The sequence below is a fragment of the Pseudomonas sp. PS01298 genome (assembly GCF_029959745.1).
GTDB classification, from domain to species: Bacteria; Pseudomonadota; Gammaproteobacteria; order Pseudomonadales; family Pseudomonadaceae; genus Aquipseudomonas; species Aquipseudomonas aylmerensis.
The window spans coordinates 1-14,738 of the sequence record NZ_JASCPP010000020.1 but is presented as its reverse complement, the minus strand read 5'-3'; the positions used below and the strand labels follow the sequence as shown (position 1 = coordinate 14,738).

Below are 14,738 nucleotides of genomic sequence, written 5' to 3'. Positions count from 1 at the left end.
AAAGTAATTCTCTCAATTCTGACACTTTGACTCAGGCCCAGTCTATTAATTGTTGGCCCCCTAAATTCTCAATGAACTGACTTGGCCCTTGGTCTGTACGCGATTGGGATGACCGGCACTAACGATGATTATCGTTCTTGACGGGACGTGTGGTTTTCTCTTTTTTAGACGTCTATGGGCCCATACTTGCCCACCGTGAACGGCAGCTAATGGCCGTTTTTTGCCCGTCGCGAGAGCCAGTAAGCGATCCAAGCAGACGCTCTGCGGCAACCAGCAAAGACCCGAAGCGGAGGGTGATATGAGGCTATCAGGTCATTTAATTTTGATAAATTTGCTATTAGCGAAAGACTTTTTTAGTTCCCTTGTCATGTCGCTCACTAACTGCTCAGCATAATCTTTGGCGATATCGAGCCCCGTTGCCTTCGCCACAACCAGCAAAGAAGTAACATCATTTTCTTTGCCGCAGTTAGCACATACAACAAAACTCCCCACAGAAGGAGTGTAGTTCTTCCAAGGCAATGCAAATTCATTTGAGCGGCAGAAAACACATCGCAACTTAATTGTTTCCCTGAGATGCTCCATGGTTACATAAGCCCTGATAGTGAGCCAGTCAGCCCACCTACGATAGAGCCTACCAACGGATGCTCCAAAAATTTCGCCAGCCGACTTTTAGCTTCTTCCTTTTCTTCATTTGTAGCACCAGATTCTTCGATTTTCTGTAATAGCTGGTTAAATACATTATGAATATTTTGCACATTTCCATTTCCAACCTGTGCAGGGCCATGAACGTTCAACGTCGCGATTTGCATGCCACCCCCCAATTCATATGAGCGATTTTTGCCGTGCTTTACTGAGATGGCTCTGCTTTGACCCTCCTCTGTCAATCGGATATCCCCTAAACCGTCCGTATTCTTTTTCAAAAGTGAGCGTGAGTTACAGATGTTAATTATTTTACATAGATAATCTTCGGACCAGTTGAGCTTTGCATCAATGGCTGCTCGATCAGATTGTCCCACCACAAAGGAAAAATATACGGCATTGATGGTTCCACCGAAGCTTTCCATATCATCATTCATGTAGGTTAAAAGTAAGTCTATGTCAGACTGTATTTTTTCAGCGTCCATAATATTAAGATCCGACTCTGATTGAGAGCAATAGGGGCCCATTTTTCACCCTCATCAAGCGAAGCTTAAAATACTTGATGTTGGACAAGCTCATCATAGCGATATCCCGCAAATAGACCAACCACCGAGATTCTGTGAGGCGGCCCTAAATTCTTAGACATTTTCGAATGACTGCTTTTGGCCGACAGCGGTCTGTCACGAAGAGTTGCTCCCGGCCAAGAGCTGCCTTTCAGAAAGGCCAGCTAACGAGCTGTTACTCGGAAAATAACCCCGTCTCCTTTCCTACAGCGATGGCTCCATCATTCCCCGTCACATTGGATCTTTCTTTATCAAAGTGCCGCTCTAGACTGGCTCCTACCCCTTGGCCAATCGGAAACAAACCCATGTCTGCCCCCGACTTCGACTGCCAACCCGATCTGTGCGGAAGTACCCTGAGACTTAAACCGCTGGCAGACAGTGATTTTGAAGGCATGTTTCAGGCCGCGGCTGATCCAGATATCTGGGGCGGTCATCCCGCCAGGGATCGCTATAAACGCGAGGTGTTCGAGGCGTACTTCGCCTCTCTACTCGCCACGAAGAAGGCGCTCGCCGTCATTGATATTGCCTCGGGGGATATCGTTGGCACCTCAAGCTACTACACGCCGCCGGATCTACCGAACAGCATTGCCATCGGTTTTACATTTCTGGTGCGTGCGAAATGGGGTGGCAATTCCAACCGCGAGCTTAAGCAGTTGATGCTGGAGCATGCATTCATGGCTTACGACATCGTCTATTTCCACATAGCGACTACGAACATTCGTTCGCAAACGGCCACGATGAAGTTGGGTGCGGTGCACTTGTATGATGCCGAACTGAAAATATCCGCCGCGCCTGCCTTGGCGAAGTGTTACGGACTAACGCGCGCTCAATGGAAGACGTCGCGGGGGTGAAAGGGGCGGTCACTCATCTCTGGATGTACCAACCCAAAACCTGCGACTCGATGCCTCCGGCGACTGTCCTTGCCCCTAGCCCCCCACGGCCGATGCCGACGTGTGGGAGAAACCCGGCGCCACTCGCCAGGATGTGGTTGCTTCCATGTTGGCGTGTGGTGAAAACAATGGCTCCGGCGTTGATCCCAAGGCCAGCTTCCAAGAAATGGCCCAACGACTTGTATGCGTGAAGCGTGCGGGCTATACCCGGCGTGACGGTTTCGACATCTGTGCATTGCACCCCAAGGAGCCGTTGAAGGCCTGTGAGTCGGCGCAATGAAGCCTATTGAAAACCCCGTAGGCTGAGTCGCCCCCAGTATCTATAGGTGCATCCAGCTGACTGCTTTCACCCAGGATGTGTGCACCCATTGCCGATGAATCAAATAGCGTAGACAAACAACCTCAGGTCTTTCACATTCCATCTAAAGCGGCTCAGGAAAAAGACATGCCTTCACGTTTGGCCTCCAGCTACCCAGATATTCAACATGCATTGGACGCGATCATTCCAAGCAAAAAAATGGACGTGGCTACTCGTATTGTCCTCTGGGCGGCGAGTGACGCCGGGCTAGATCCAGCCGAAATCATGGTCACGCTATCAAAGCTGGATCCAGTGCTGTTCGACAACCTTTGTTCTGAGATGGAGTTGCAGTATTTCAAGCTCTTCGAGCTCGGAGATGAGATGCATCGAGTGTTTTTCTGTAAGGCTCGAGCCTACAGCGCCAGCGCTTGGTTGGCTCGTGAGGCACCCGGCGAAGCCATTTACGAGTCGATCTTTGCCACCGATAGACCCGTTGTTATTGCTGATTTTTTGTAAAAAAGAACCTCCCAATCCTGACCGATGGCGTCGTCTACATGGATTTAACCGATACCACATCCACGTACTTGTACTTCTTCCTGGCAGCCTTCACAGCCTCCTGCTCAGCAAGCAACGAGCTCAACGTATCGGCCTCGTGAATCAACTCGATCATTTTTCCCTCAAACTCGTTTCCAACACGCAACGTGACCCTCAGCCTGGGCGTAAATGCTTTCGCCACCTTCTTTTTGGCAGCTGGAGCGACCACGGGTTTCGCGGGCGCAACGTCTTCCACAGGCGCCTTTACTAGAGGAGCAGACACCTGCTCTTCGGGCTGAGGCGTACCGAATAGAGCACGACGCATTTCTTCTTCAGTTAATTCAGTGTTCATAGAACATCTCAAAGGGGGCGGTAATCAGCTCGATGTATTCTACTAGGATGGCTGCTCCAGCGTGTGCTCTGGAAGCCTGGGTGACCACTGTGAATTCGGGCTACGTGCTCGCAATATTTCAGCGTGGTAACGGGTGTGCAGCCTATATTGCACCCGCACGGGCGGGTAAGTTTTAAGCTTGTCACAGCGATGAGGGGGGAGTTGTGCGTATCTTTTCCCGTCGGAGGTTCCCTGACAAGCTGCTCCTCCACCTATAGTCAGGTACGATCCTGACGACTCATCAACAACTGAGATCGTGTCATGCAAGATGGCTGCTGGCCCTTTCATCTCTTCGGAGCCAATTTCTCCACTGAGGCCGAGGCGCAGAAATTTGTGTTTGAACATTGGGAGCCAGAGCCGCCTGAAGGCGCGAGCGAAGCCGAGTACGATGTGTGGGAAGAACGCAATCCAACCTGGCGACTGGCGGAAGATCTTGGGTTCTACATGGATTCAGACTTCGTTGAGCTTGCCGCCACTCCGGAAGACGTCATAGCGCAAATCCGCAGTCAGTCCGAAAGAGCGCTGATCGTCTCCAAGGCAGGACAATTCACGCATTTTATCATTGTGGGTTCGAATGCCATCTGGGGCGACCGTCGTTCGACCTCTTCCCAAGTAGAACCGGTGGTGCGCTTGCCGCAGAGCACGGTAACCATTTCATATCTCGGTATGTTCAACTCAAATTGACTGCCACAAAGGTCGCGTCCGTGGTCGGACAGTTACTGCGGTATACGGCTGAGTGTTTTCGGCCCGGAGTCGGTTCACAAAGGGCAGAAATTGGGCGAAATCAGCCCCTTTCTCCCCCATCCGGTCTACCATGCCACCCCGGCAGTGGTTTCACGCGCTACCGCTCTCTTTCCTTAAAGGTACCGCTCATGACCATCGACCAGATCTCCCTGCCTAAAGGCGTAGGCCCCCACGCCACCAAGCTCCTCGACGCCATCACTGGCGCATCCACCCATGAAGAACTCAATCGCGCCGGCGGCAAGGCCGAGGGTTTTGTGTTGGGGTTGGAGTCCGCCAAGGCCATCAAGAGCCAGATCGCCGAGTCGTTGTATGTGGCTTACGATGACGCTGCCAGTCACCGCGCCAGCGAGTTGAAGGGCTGACTTTCAGGGACACTGCGCGCGCACGTCCGCTAGACTGGGCGCCTTATATTTCAGGATGAAATGCTCATGCTTAAAGTTGTCGTCACATCACTGCTGTTGAGCGCTTCCGTCTGTGCTTCGGCGGGGACGAGCGTTGATGTCTCGAAGATTTACGGCAATATCCAGTTTGTCGATAGTTATCCCGACTATAAGGTCAAGGTGGTGAACAGCTACCCCGACCTCAAGGTGCAGCAGGTCGATCACTATCCTGACTCCGCCGGCAAATGGAAAACGGTCGATCACTACCCCGACTACAAGATCCAGATCGTCGATCACTACCCCGATTTCACTATTCAGTACGTGGATCACTACCCTGGTGTTAACTGAAGGCGGCGCTGCCGGCCGCTCAGTCACGAAAAGCCAACGGTGAAGGGTTATTGATCACCCAGGAGTCTTCATGACATTGACCGTCGAAACCCTGCTCGAACTGGCCATGGCCAACCCCATCAATGCCGAAATCATCGCGCGTCTGCCGGCCCTGGGCCTGGATCAGTGTTTTCTGACGGCGGGCTGTCTGTTTCAGGCGGTGTGGAATCATCAGTCGAACCTGCCTGCAGATCAGGGCGTTAAGGACTACGACGTTTTCTATTTCGACACCGACCTGTCCTACGAGGCTGAGGACAAGGTCATTCGTGCGGCCGAGCAGTTGTTCCAGGACCTTGGCGTTCATGTCGAGTTGAAGAACCAGGCGCGGGTGCACCTGTGGTATGTGCAGCGCTTTGGCCGGCCCTATCCGCAATTGCACACGGCCAAGCAGGGGATTGATCGCTACCTCGTGGCGGGCACCTGCATCGGCGTGGAGATTGCGACGGGTGAGGTGTATGCGCCTTACGGGCTGGAGGATGTGGCGCAGGGCGTGCTGCGGATCAATCCGCTGCATGCGGAGCCTGAGTTGTTTGCGCAGAAGGCCAGGAGTTATCAGGCACGCTGGCCATGGTTGAAGATTGTGGCGCCTGGCTAGCGTGAGTGTGGCGGTGATGCTTGTAGGGTGTGGGTCGGTAGGGCGTGGCGATCCCTTCGCAGCCTCGCTAGGGCTCGACAGCTCTCACAGTTGATCGTGGTCACGGCTGAAATCCCATCTTTAGACATACTGGAATGCAGCAGCCCCCTGTAGGAGCTGTCCAGCCCCAGCGAGGCTGCGAAAGCGGTATGTCAGGCGAAAAAGGTACCCCGCATTGCCAGTGCCCACCTGTAGATCGGCAGTGAACTTTTACCCATGTGCGACACGTCCAAGCTTGAAATGCTCAGCCAAGGACCGACCATGACTTTCTTCATCTTCCTGCTCGCCTGCGCCGCCGCCGCCAGTACCGGCATTATCTTCAAGCCCGGGGCCTGGTACGACTCCCTGGTCAAACCCGGTTTCACCCCACCCAATTGGTTGTTTCCGGTGGCGTGGACGATCATCTACCTGCTGCTGGCCTGGGCCGGCTATCGCTTGAGCCTGATCCCCGGCAGCCAGGAAGTGCTGGCGTTGTGGGCGGCGCAGATCGCCTTGAATACGCTGTGGACGCCGGTGTTTTTCGGCGCACATCGCATCCTCGCCGGGATGGTGGTGATCGTGTTGCTGTGGATCACCGTGGCGACGATGGTGGTGCTGGCAGTGCGCCTGGACTTGATCACCGGGTTGATCCTGTTCCCTTACCTGGCGTGGCTGTGTGTGGCGGCGGCGCTGAACTTCTCGATCCTGCGGAATAACCGTTGATGGCCTGCAAACCTTGGCCTGCCAGTGAGGCTGAACTGGCCCAGATGCGCCGCTTCAATCAGAAGCTCGCGTGGTTGCCGCGCTTCAAGATCCGTAATCGTGTCACGCCGCGCTTGATCCAGGCACTGCTGCGCGTCAGCCAGACGCTGAAGAAGGCGCCAGATGCAGAGCGCAAGCTTGTAGGATCGGTGCCCGTGCGCATCCTGCGGCCGAGCGGCAAGCCCAAGGGCGTGGTGCTGGATATCCACGGCGGCGGTTGGGTCATCGGCAATGCGCAGATGGACGACGACCTCAACCTCGGCATGGTCAACGCGTGCGACGTGGCGGTGGTGTCGGTGGATTATCGGCTGGCGGTCGACACGCCGGTCGAAGGGCTGATGGATGACTGCCTGACGGCCGCTCGTTGGTTGCTCACCGACGATGAGTTTGCCGACCTGCCGGTGATCGTCGTCGGCGAATCGGCCGGGGGGCACTTGGCTGCGGCGACATTGCTGGCGTTGAAAGAATGGCCGCAATTGCTCCAGCGAGTGAGCGGGGCGGTCTTGTATTACGGTGTCTACGACCTGACCGGCACCCCGAGCGTACGCGCGGCGGGGCCGGACACGTTGCTGCTGGACGGGCCGGGCATGGTCGAGGCATTGCGCATGCTGACGCCGGGCTTGAGCGATGACGAGCGTCGGCGGCCACCGCTGTCACCGTTGTATGGCGACTTCGAGGGCTTGCCGCCGGCGTTGATGTTTGTCGGGGAGCTGGACCCGTTGAAGGATGACACGCTGATGCTCGCTGAGCGGTGGCCGGGCGCTGAGGCGCATCTGTTGGCGGAGTCGGCGCATGGGTTTATTCATTTTCCGGTGGCAATGGGCGCGGGCGTGCTTGCCTACAGCCAAGGGTGGATTACCCGGACCATCGAGGTTTCGTCTTAGGCAGGCGGAAAGTCTTCGTAGGATTTTGGAAGGTAGCCCCAAATCCTTAGCACATCGGCTTGCACTTCAAACTCGAAGCCAATTCGCGCGACGACTGTCGATATTTCTTCGGTATGGTCGATGTATGTTTGTGGCAGTAGCACGCCCAAAGAGGGCGCCAGTTCCCACAAGCCGATGTCGAACCATTCGACATACGCAAATGGAAATGGAAGGTGGTAAAACCATTCCACATCCCAATCCGAGAGCGGGCCTTTGATGGATTTGGAGCGATAGGACGGGCGCCAACCAGGGCGTTGGCGGAAGTGACTGATCAGTTCGTTCCACTTGGTATTGTTTGCTGCGCCTGCCAGGTTTCTCGCCGCGACCGTGGCGTGGATAATCTTGCGGTTTTTATCGTCCTGGCGCGCGTCGGCCATTGGCAGTTCAGTCATCTTCAGTCCTTTTTGTTCGTATTCACGACTGTGACCTTACTGGCACCCAGTTCGGTCAGCCTTCCGTCGAGTGCCTTGAGCAGCCTGATCGAGCCGGCATCGTATTCCTTGAGCTGACGGTTCGCGGTATCCCTGTCGCTGTTTACGGCAAAAATCATCTCCATCAACCCATCAGGTTTTCCGGCTTTGATGTCTTCGTCGATGATGTCCTGGGTCACTGTCATGCTTCGTACGGTGTACTCGGTATCGGCCGCGAGCTTCTGGAGGTTATAGCGCCTGACTGCCGGGTCTTCCTTAGCATTGCCTGTGTGGGTTGGGCCCACGGGGACGTCGTCCAAGTCAATCAGCGTATCGGCCATGTCTTTGCCGAAGTACCGCTCCAGCTTGAAGTGCTGAACAATCATTCTCTGATGCCAGCGGCGCTCGAATGCCATGTATTCGCGCCAAGGGCCTTGGGAGAACTCTTTCCACCCGGTTTCATGCGTTGCGTTGATCAACTTGTCCAACGCGTTGTAACCATCATCCAGAATAGCCACGGTTTCTTGCACCGTGTTTTGTGCCGCGTCCAGAAATTGGCTCGCCTGCGCCCGCGCCTCTTGGCGTGATTGCAGGGCGTAGGTACCGGCCAGCGTGAGTAGTGAAGTCAGGACAGCGGTAACAACCGCGGTCACAAGAGAGTTTTCGGCCATCAGGATGCTCCATTTCAGCCAGGTGTTCAGGCGCTGATCGTCTGCTCGTACGAGGCGCTCATCAGTGTGCCGCGCTCACCCCACGCCTCTTGCGCAAGATCCTGGATAATCTCCTCCAGTGTCTCAATGTTTGTCGCAGGGGCGCTGATGCATGCCAGGCGTCCGGGCGACCAATCGATGACGTCACATTGAGGGTACTTGGCCAACAGCGTCGACAGGGCTGCCTTCGGCGACTGCGTACCGGTGTACATAAAGTCAAAATACGCCTCGGTGGTGTCTTGCAGCGGGTACACCAACACCCAGGCATTCGGAGGGTTTTGGAACCACAGGGTGACATAGCGGTGGGCCCATTCCGGCCCGTCTTCGGTCATGTGGCGCAGCACGTCGATGATCGACCGGCAGCCGAGGAGGGGGACGGAGGAGGACATGGGCCGTTCCTGTTGTAGAGGTGGCGCGCAGATATACCACGCCACGCCGTCCGGCTAAAACGATCCCCTTTTTCCGACAAGCCGGGTAACCTCTCGCCTCCCACAATCAAGCCAAGGAAAGCACGTGAAGGTTCTTCAAGGATTCATCGGTTTGTCGGCGCTGTACCTGCTGGCCGGTTGCGAGCAAGTCACTGAGAAAGCCGTGCGCTTCGACGTGCCCTACGGCTACTACGAGACCGCCTGGCGCCAGGACGTGACCGAGAAGGGCCAGTTGACCTGCAAGGTGACCACCGACACCCAGGACCGTGGCGAGAAGTGGGTGCCATCGGTGATCCTCGCGGCCGCTGAGGATGCTGCCGAAGACGATACGTTGTTTCTCTCCAGCTACACGCCCGCCGACACTGACCTGCGCTTGTTCCAGGTGCGCACCTTCAACAAGGCGGAGCCGGTGATCGACACGTTTTTCCACCGGGCTCCCGATCAAAACGGTGTGTATACGCTGCGCCTGACCTGGCAAGCCGATGGCGCCATCGGCTACCAGGTCGAAAACGGCAGCACCTGGGAAGAGAAGAAGTTCGTCCAGAAGCCGGGTTTTCGCGTGCGCCATGTGAGCGTGCATGCGTCGGGAATGAAGGGCAATGCAGTGTGTGAGTTGCGCCAGTAAGTGCTGCCGGAGCTGTTGTCAATGCTGATCCATTGAACTTAAAACTTGATCGATGAGTCAGGTTAATCAGCAGCTCTTCTTCCATGACAAGGACTCCTCCCATGCGCGAATACACCCTCAACTACTTGTTCAACGACGAACCCCGCACCCATGTGTTCGAGCTCAAACAGCCCGACCTGCCGGTGCATGAGGCGGCGTTGCACTTGCTGCAGTTGCATTTCGGTGATGCGGAAAACGGCTTGATCCTGCCGCCCGCAGATGCAGCGCCGGAGGAGATTCTCGAGCAGGCGCAGGTGGTGGGGATTACGCAGATCGAGGTTGCATGAGCCCAAGGCCGATCATTCGGGCGGTCACGACGGCGGATATCCCTGAGGTACTGGCGTTCGTGCTGGAGGCCCGTGCCGAGCTTTTCCCCAAGCTCGACGCGACAGGGATGCCAGCGGACCTGGCGCATTTCGAGGCGATTTATGTGCAGGGTGATGGGCGATTTCTGGTTGCCTGCGATCAAGGCCAGATCGTCGCTGCCATTGGTTATCTGCCCTATGACGGTCGTTTCCCGCAGTTGAATTACCAGGGCCAAAAGACCGTGGAGGTGGTGCGCCTGTTTGTGCTGCCGGCGTTTCGCCGCTTGGGTCTGGCGCGCGCGTTGTACCTTGCATTGGAGGCGCAGGCTAAGGCGGATAGGGTCGCGATCATGTACTTGCACACCCATCCGTTTTTGCCTGGGGCGATTGATTTTTGGCTTCGGCAGGGGTTCGAAGTGGTGGATGTGGACGCGGACCCGGTGTGGCGCACGACGCATATGCAGCGCACCCTCTAACACCACCACCCAGTGTAGGCGCCGGCAAGCCGGCTCCTACCGTTGAGTGCTCTGATCAGTTTGGGCGTAGCCGCAGTATCTGCGCCCCATCGAACGGGTCTGTCAGGTAATGCGCCTGCACCCCGAACGTCGCCTGCAGCCGCTGCGGCGTCAGCACGTCCAGCGGCTTGCCCAGCGCCACCAACCGCCCATGATCCAGCACCGCCAAGCGGTCGCAGGTCAGCGCCTGGTTGAGGTCATGCAGGGCAATCAAGGTGGTGACCGGCAAGCCTTGCACCCCCTTCAGAATCCCCAGTTGATGCTGGATATCCAGGTGATTGGTCGGCTCATCCAGCAACAGGATCTGCGGCCGTTGCGCCAACGCACGGGCGATGTGCACCCGTTGGCGTTCACCGCCCGAGAGGCTGCGCCACGCACGTTGGCCCAGGTGGGTGGCGTCTACATCCTGCAGCGCCTGGTGCACGATAGCGTCGTCTTCGCGGGACCAGGGGCTGAGTGCCGACAGCCACGGCGTGCGGCCCAGGGCCACGGCGTCGAACACGCGAATGGCGTCGTCGGTGTCGGCCTGTTGTTCGACCACCGCGAGTTGTTGCGCAATGGCACGACGGGACAGGTCGCCCAAGCGCACCTCACCCAGTCGCACCTCGCCAGTGGCCGGGGTGCGCAGGCCGGCCAGCAGTTTCAGCAGGGTGGATTTGCCGGAGCCGTTCGGGCCGACGATGCCCAGGGTTTCACCTCGCTGAACCTGCAGGTGAATGTCGCGCAGCAACGTGGCTTCACGCACTTTGAAGCCCAGGCCGGTGCAGCTCAGTACGGTCATCGCGCATTCCTCCGGCCGATCAGGATCAGCGCAAACACCGGCGCGCCCACCAACGCCGTGACCACGCCGACCGGAATGACCTGGCCCTTGATCAAAGTGCGTGACAACACATCGGCTGCAATTAAGAACAATGCGCCGCCCAAGGCGCTGGCGGGCAGCAGGCGCGAGTGCCCGGTGCCGAGCAGCAGGCGCACGGCGTGGGGAATCACCAGGCCGACAAATCCGATGGAGCCGACAATCGACACCATCACCGCCGTGACCAGTGCGGCGCAGGCCACCAGCACAAATTGCACGCGGCGCACCGGGATACCCAGGGAGGCCGCCGAGTCGCTGCCGAAGGTAAACGCATCCAGCGCGCGGCGGTGCCACAGGCACACAGCAAGGCCTGCAACCGCCACCGGCACCGCCAGCCATACCGACGGCCAGCGTACCCCGCTGAGATTGCCGAGCAGCCAGAACATGATCCCGCGCGCCTGTTCGGAGCTGGCCGACTTGGTGATCAGGAACGCCGTCAGCGCGTTGAACAGCTGCGAACCGGCGATGCCCGCGAGGATGATCTGCCCGGTACCGCTGGCTGAACCACTGGCTCGCGCGAGCAGGATCACCAGCGCAAATGCCGCCATCGCACCGACAAAGGCGCCGGCCGACAGCGAGATCAAACCGCCGCCCACCCCGATCAACGCCACCAGCACCGCGCCCGTCGAAGCGCCGGCGCTGATGCCCAGCAGGTACGGATCGGCCAGGGGGTTGCGCAACAGCGATTGCAGAATTACCCCGCAGGTCGCCAGCCCGGCGCCGCATGCGGCAGCGACCAGCGCGCGCGTGAGGCGGTAGTTCCACACCACGCCTTCATCGATCGGGTCCAGCACGTAGCCGGCGGCCCAGAGCTTGTTGGCCAGCACCTGCAGCACCACCTTTGGTGCGATGGCGGTTTCGCCGATGGCCACGCCGGCGAGCACGGCGATCAGCAGCAGCGACAGGGCGAGTAGGGTGCGTATCATTTGGGCAAGTCGTAGCCATCGATGGCTGCCGCCAGTTGTTCCAGGCCATCGAACATACGGATGCTGGCCTGCAGCGCCAGGGCGTCGAGGATGATGATGCGGTTGTTTTTCACCGCGTCCATGTTGCGGGTGACCGGGTCACTGCGCAGGAAGGCGAGTTTCTTTTCGTGGTCATCGGCGGGGTAGCGGCGGCGGTCCATGCGCGCGATCACCAAAAAGCTCGGGTTGGCCTTGGCAATGGTTTCCCAGCCAACGGCCGGCCATTCTTCATCGGACTGCACCACATTGTGCAGGCCCAGGGTTTGCAGCATGAACTCGGGAATGCCCTTGTGACCGGCCACGTAAGGGTCGCTGGCCATCTCCGAGCTGGAGAACCACACCAGCGCGCTGGCCTGCTTGAGGCCTTTGCCCTGCACGGTCGCGACGGATTTGGCCAAGCGCGCCTTGAGCTCGTCGTTCAGCTGTTGGCCGCGATCCTGTACGTCGAAAATCTGCGCCAGTTGGCTGATGCTTTTATAGATTGTCTCGATGCGAAACGGCTCCAGCCGCGTGCCGTCGGCGCCGACCAGGTTGTCCTTGCCTTCGCAGTCGGAGGGCAGCAGGTAGGTGGGGATCTTCAATTCGTGGAATTGCTCGCGGGTCCCGACCACGCCCTGCGGGCCGACCACCCATTCCAGCTCGGCAGCCACCAGTTGCGGGCGCTTGGCGATCACCGACTCGAAACTGGGCTCGTTGTCGGCCAGGCGTTCGATTGTGTCGTTCTGTGCCTTGTACTGCGCCAGGACGCTGTTGAACCACAGCGAGGTGCCGACCACTTTATCGCCCAGGCCGAGGGCGTAGAGCATTTCGGTGGCGGCCTGGCCGATGGTCACGCTGCGCGCGGGTGCCTGCTGGAAGGTGAGCGTGCTGCCGCAGTTCTGCACGGTCAGCGGGTACTGGGTGGGCGCGGCGTGGGCCAGGGCACAGAAGCCCAGGCCAGTGATCAGGGCGGTAACGCGTGGCAGCATGGGGCGATCTCCTTGAAACCGTACGTGGAACTGGGGAGGTACGGTCTGGAATTACGCCCTCGAACGCTGCGGGTCAGGCAGGCAAGGATGTCCTTCCCGGACACCCCGCCGGTTAGTGTTGGTGCTTGGGCCGGCAGGTCTCCTGACTGATGCGTCGTCGCCACGCTCCGGCCTTCCCGGACGAGGTCCAGTGGCATCAAGGAGCAGGCTCGGCACCTACAGTTGCGGGGGCAGTTCCGATTGGCGCGGCATACCGCGCTTCGGATTCCCTATTAGTCCCATTTGGGAACCGGCGCGGTATGGTAGTCGATCACGCGGTTGAGCGGGAGTTCTGACGGCGCGCGGTGAGAAGACTGCGGTAGCTCTTGTGGGGTGGGTCTCCTATGATGCGCGGCCATGGACAGCCTTCACACAAGGAATACACAGTGAAATCATTCGTCGCCCTCGCCCTCATCGCCATGCTCGCCGGTTGCGCCACCCCGGGTAAAAGCGAAAAGCAGATTTTTGACGAAGCCGCCACCGCGCATGTCATGTCGCTGCCTTCCGGGGAAAACAGGGTGCGCTTGCACAGTGTAAAAATCCCCAGCCACGGCTTGATCGCCGACAACCTGGCCCTTGCCATGGCCGGTGGCGCCAATGCGATGTATCTGAAAGAAGAATTGCTGAAGGCCAAAAGCCTGGGCGACACCGGCTTTCTGATAATCGGCGCCAGCACTGTCGTTGACGTGGCCGTGATCGGCAACGCCTGTGAGGGGCTGGATCTGAAAGGTATGCAGATTTACTACTCGGGCACCAATGCGCAGAAGGATAAAGTGCGAACCGCGGTTGAAAAGACCCAGGCGCAGTTTTATTACATTAATGCGCAGTGAGGGGCGGGCAGTAGAGGCAGCCTTTTGGCAGTGAGTGGGCCAGTGCTCGCAAACGGTCTTGTACGGGTATGCGGACGTATCTTGCTCAGCAGGTTAAGCAGGCCAGACAGGCTAAGCAGCCAAGCAGGCCAAGCAGGCCAAGCAGGCTAAGCAGGCCAGACAGGCCAAGCAGCCAAGCAGGCCAAGCAGGTTGAGCAGGTTGAGCAGGTTATTGTGGTGAGCAGGCTTGCCCTGCGTTGGGTTGCGAAGCAGCCCCAAAACCTCACACCACGGTTTGCCTGAAACGATGCGGTGGGATTCATGGGGGCGCTTCGCACCCCAACGCAGGGCAAGCCTGCTCACCACAACAACCCGTTGACGTGGCCGTGATCGGCAACGCCTGTGAAGGGCTGGATCTGAAAGGTATGCAGATTCACTACTCGGGCACCGATGCGTAGGCCCAGCAGGCTAATTGTGGTGAGCAGGCTTGCCCTGCGTTGGGCTGCGAAGCAGCCCTAAAACCTCACACCACGGTGTGCCTGAAACGATGCGGTGGGATTCATGGGGGCGCTTCGCACCCCAACGCAGGGCAAGCCTGCTCACCACAACAACCCACTGACGTGGCCGTGATCAGCGACGCTTGTGAAGGGTTGGATTTGAAAGACATGCAGATTTACTACTCAGGCACCGATGCGCAGGCCCAGCAGGCTAATTGTGGTGAGCAGGCTCACCACAACAACCCATTAAGATGGCCGTGATCGGCAACGCCTGTGAGGGGTTGGACTTGAAAGGTATGCAGATTCACTACTCAGGCACCAATGCGTAGGCCCAGCAGGCTAATTGTGGTGAGCAGGCTTGCCCTGCGTTGGGCTGCGAAGCAGCCCTAAAACCTCACACCACGGTGTGCCTGAAACGATGCGGTGGGATTCATGGGGGCGCTTCGCA

Annotated in this window: 21 protein-coding genes and 1 riboswitch; of the genes, 12 read left to right on the top strand and 9 right to left on the bottom strand. The window is 58.1% G+C overall.

Going from position 1 to position 14,738, the window contains the following annotated elements; genetic code table 11:
- Positions 1-312: 312 nt before the first annotated feature.
- Together QMX97_RS10190 and QMX97_RS10185 are read right to left on the bottom strand one after the other, a co-directional pair.
- Complete coding sequence (locus QMX97_RS10190) at positions 313-582, bottom strand: hypothetical protein (protein ID WP_282396842.1); 270 nt, start codon at positions 580-582, stop codon at positions 313-315.
- 2 nt (positions 583-584) lie between these two features.
- Positions 585-1,124 (bottom strand): hypothetical protein, encoded by a 540-nt coding sequence (locus QMX97_RS10185; RefSeq protein WP_282396841.1) that lies wholly within the window; start codon positions 1,122-1,124, stop codon positions 585-587.
- A 383-nt stretch (positions 1,125-1,507) separates the two neighbouring features.
- Between QMX97_RS10185 and QMX97_RS10180 the strand changes: the two genes are divergently transcribed.
- Together QMX97_RS10180 and QMX97_RS10175 are read left to right on the top strand one after the other, a co-directional pair.
- Positions 1,508-2,053, top strand: coding sequence for a GNAT family N-acetyltransferase (locus QMX97_RS10180; RefSeq protein ID WP_282396840.1), 546 nt, complete (start codon positions 1,508-1,510; stop codon positions 2,051-2,053).
- A 484-nt stretch (positions 2,054-2,537) separates the two neighbouring features.
- Positions 2,538-2,906, top strand: a complete 369-nt coding sequence (locus QMX97_RS10175) for a hypothetical protein (protein ID WP_106803155.1) — start codon at positions 2,538-2,540, stop codon at positions 2,904-2,906.
- A 34-nt stretch (positions 2,907-2,940) separates the two neighbouring features.
- On the opposite strand, the gene QMX97_RS10170 is transcribed toward QMX97_RS10175, so the two are convergent.
- Positions 2,941-3,276 carry a hypothetical protein gene (locus tag QMX97_RS10170; protein ID WP_282396839.1) on the bottom strand — a complete coding sequence of 112 codons (336 nt, stop codon included), beginning with the start codon at positions 3,274-3,276 and terminating at the stop codon, positions 2,941-2,943.
- Positions 3,277-3,576: 300 nt separating this feature from the next.
- Between QMX97_RS10170 and QMX97_RS10165 the strand changes: the two genes are divergently transcribed.
- The 6 genes from QMX97_RS10165 to QMX97_RS10140 all read left to right on the top strand — a co-directional run bounded on the left by QMX97_RS10165 (position 3,577) and on the right by QMX97_RS10140 (position 7,085).
- Positions 3,577-3,999 carry a hypothetical protein gene (locus QMX97_RS10165; RefSeq protein ID WP_282396838.1) on the top strand — a complete coding sequence of 141 codons (423 nt, stop codon included), beginning with the start codon at positions 3,577-3,579 and terminating at the stop codon, positions 3,997-3,999.
- A 188-nt stretch (positions 4,000-4,187) separates the two neighbouring features.
- Positions 4,188-4,421 (top strand): hypothetical protein, encoded by a 234-nt coding sequence (locus tag QMX97_RS10160; protein WP_106803157.1) that lies wholly within the window; start codon positions 4,188-4,190, stop codon positions 4,419-4,421.
- A gap of 66 nt (positions 4,422-4,487) precedes the next feature.
- Positions 4,488-4,787, top strand: coding sequence for a hypothetical protein (locus QMX97_RS10155; protein ID WP_282396837.1), 300 nt, complete (start codon positions 4,488-4,490; stop codon positions 4,785-4,787).
- A 70-nt stretch (positions 4,788-4,857) separates the two neighbouring features.
- Complete coding sequence (locus QMX97_RS10150) at positions 4,858-5,421, top strand: nucleotidyltransferase family protein (RefSeq protein WP_106803158.1); 564 nt, start codon at positions 4,858-4,860, stop codon at positions 5,419-5,421.
- A gap of 300 nt (positions 5,422-5,721) precedes the next feature.
- Positions 5,722-6,162, top strand: a complete 441-nt coding sequence (locus tag QMX97_RS10145) for a TspO/MBR family protein (protein ID WP_065904475.1) — start codon at positions 5,722-5,724, stop codon at positions 6,160-6,162.
- On the top strand, positions 6,162-7,085 hold the full coding sequence (locus QMX97_RS10140) for an alpha/beta hydrolase fold domain-containing protein (protein ID WP_282396836.1): 924 nt from the start codon (positions 6,162-6,164) through the stop codon (positions 7,083-7,085). Before QMX97_RS10145 ends, QMX97_RS10140 begins: the two co-directional genes overlap by 1 nt.
- On the opposite strand, the gene QMX97_RS10135 is transcribed toward QMX97_RS10140, so the two are convergent.
- From QMX97_RS10135 to QMX97_RS10125, 3 genes are read right to left on the bottom strand one after another with little or no spacing between them, the layout of a single operon-like run.
- Positions 7,082-7,516: a DUF6678 family protein gene (locus QMX97_RS10135; RefSeq protein WP_282396835.1), complete on the bottom strand. Its 435-nt coding sequence runs from the start codon at positions 7,514-7,516 to the stop codon at positions 7,082-7,084. The two genes, QMX97_RS10140 and QMX97_RS10135, sit on opposite strands and share 4 nt — an antisense overlap.
- Before the next feature lie 2 nt (positions 7,517-7,518).
- A complete protein-coding gene (locus tag QMX97_RS10130; RefSeq protein ID WP_282396834.1) occupies positions 7,519-8,205 on the bottom strand; it encodes a hypothetical protein in 687 nt (228 codons plus the stop codon).
- 26 nt (positions 8,206-8,231) lie between these two features.
- Positions 8,232-8,633 carry a hypothetical protein gene (locus tag QMX97_RS10125; RefSeq protein ID WP_282396833.1) on the bottom strand — a complete coding sequence of 134 codons (402 nt, stop codon included), beginning with the start codon at positions 8,631-8,633 and terminating at the stop codon, positions 8,232-8,234.
- Between the two features lie 124 nt (positions 8,634-8,757).
- On the opposite strand from QMX97_RS10125, the gene QMX97_RS10120 reads away from it, so the two are divergent.
- The 3 genes from QMX97_RS10120 (at position 8,758) to QMX97_RS10110 (ending at position 10,117) form a co-directional block, all read left to right on the top strand.
- Entirely contained in the window at positions 8,758-9,297 is a 540-nt protein-coding gene (locus tag QMX97_RS10120; protein ID WP_226939940.1) for a hypothetical protein, read from the top strand.
- A gap of 101 nt (positions 9,298-9,398) precedes the next feature.
- Positions 9,399-9,623 carry a hypothetical protein gene (locus QMX97_RS10115; RefSeq protein ID WP_213552772.1) on the top strand — a complete coding sequence of 75 codons (225 nt, stop codon included), beginning with the start codon at positions 9,399-9,401 and terminating at the stop codon, positions 9,621-9,623.
- Positions 9,620-10,117 (top strand): GNAT family N-acetyltransferase, encoded by a 498-nt coding sequence (locus QMX97_RS10110; protein WP_282396832.1) that lies wholly within the window; start codon positions 9,620-9,622, stop codon positions 10,115-10,117. Before QMX97_RS10115 ends, QMX97_RS10110 begins: the two co-directional genes overlap by 4 nt.
- Positions 10,118-10,172: 55 nt before the next feature.
- Here QMX97_RS10110 and QMX97_RS10105 read toward each other — a convergent pair whose 3' ends face one another.
- Genes QMX97_RS10105 through QMX97_RS10095 form a run of 3 tightly spaced genes read right to left on the bottom strand, consistent with a single transcriptional unit; the run spans position 10,173 to position 12,945 of the window.
- Positions 10,173-10,937 carry an ABC transporter ATP-binding protein gene (locus QMX97_RS10105; RefSeq protein ID WP_065904487.1) on the bottom strand — a complete coding sequence of 255 codons (765 nt, stop codon included), beginning with the start codon at positions 10,935-10,937 and terminating at the stop codon, positions 10,173-10,175.
- Complete coding sequence (locus QMX97_RS10100) at positions 10,934-11,938, bottom strand: iron ABC transporter permease (protein ID WP_065904489.1); 1,005 nt, start codon at positions 11,936-11,938, stop codon at positions 10,934-10,936. The genes QMX97_RS10105 and QMX97_RS10100 overlap by 4 nt, the downstream gene beginning before the upstream one ends.
- The gene (locus QMX97_RS10095) at positions 11,935-12,945 is read right to left on the bottom strand and encodes an ABC transporter substrate-binding protein (RefSeq protein ID WP_282396831.1); all 1,011 of its coding nucleotides are present in this window, start codon (positions 12,943-12,945) and stop codon (positions 11,935-11,937) included. Before QMX97_RS10095 ends, QMX97_RS10100 begins: the two co-directional genes overlap by 4 nt.
- A gap of 114 nt (positions 12,946-13,059) precedes the next feature.
- A riboswitch (cobalamin riboswitch) is annotated at positions 13,060-13,254 on the bottom strand.
- 116 nt (positions 13,255-13,370) lie between these two features.
- On the opposite strand from QMX97_RS10095, the gene QMX97_RS10090 reads away from it, so the two are divergent.
- Positions 13,371-13,814: a hypothetical protein gene (locus QMX97_RS10090; RefSeq protein ID WP_282396830.1), complete on the top strand. Its 444-nt coding sequence runs from the start codon at positions 13,371-13,373 to the stop codon at positions 13,812-13,814.
- The last annotated feature ends 924 nt before the right edge of the window (positions 13,815-14,738 follow it).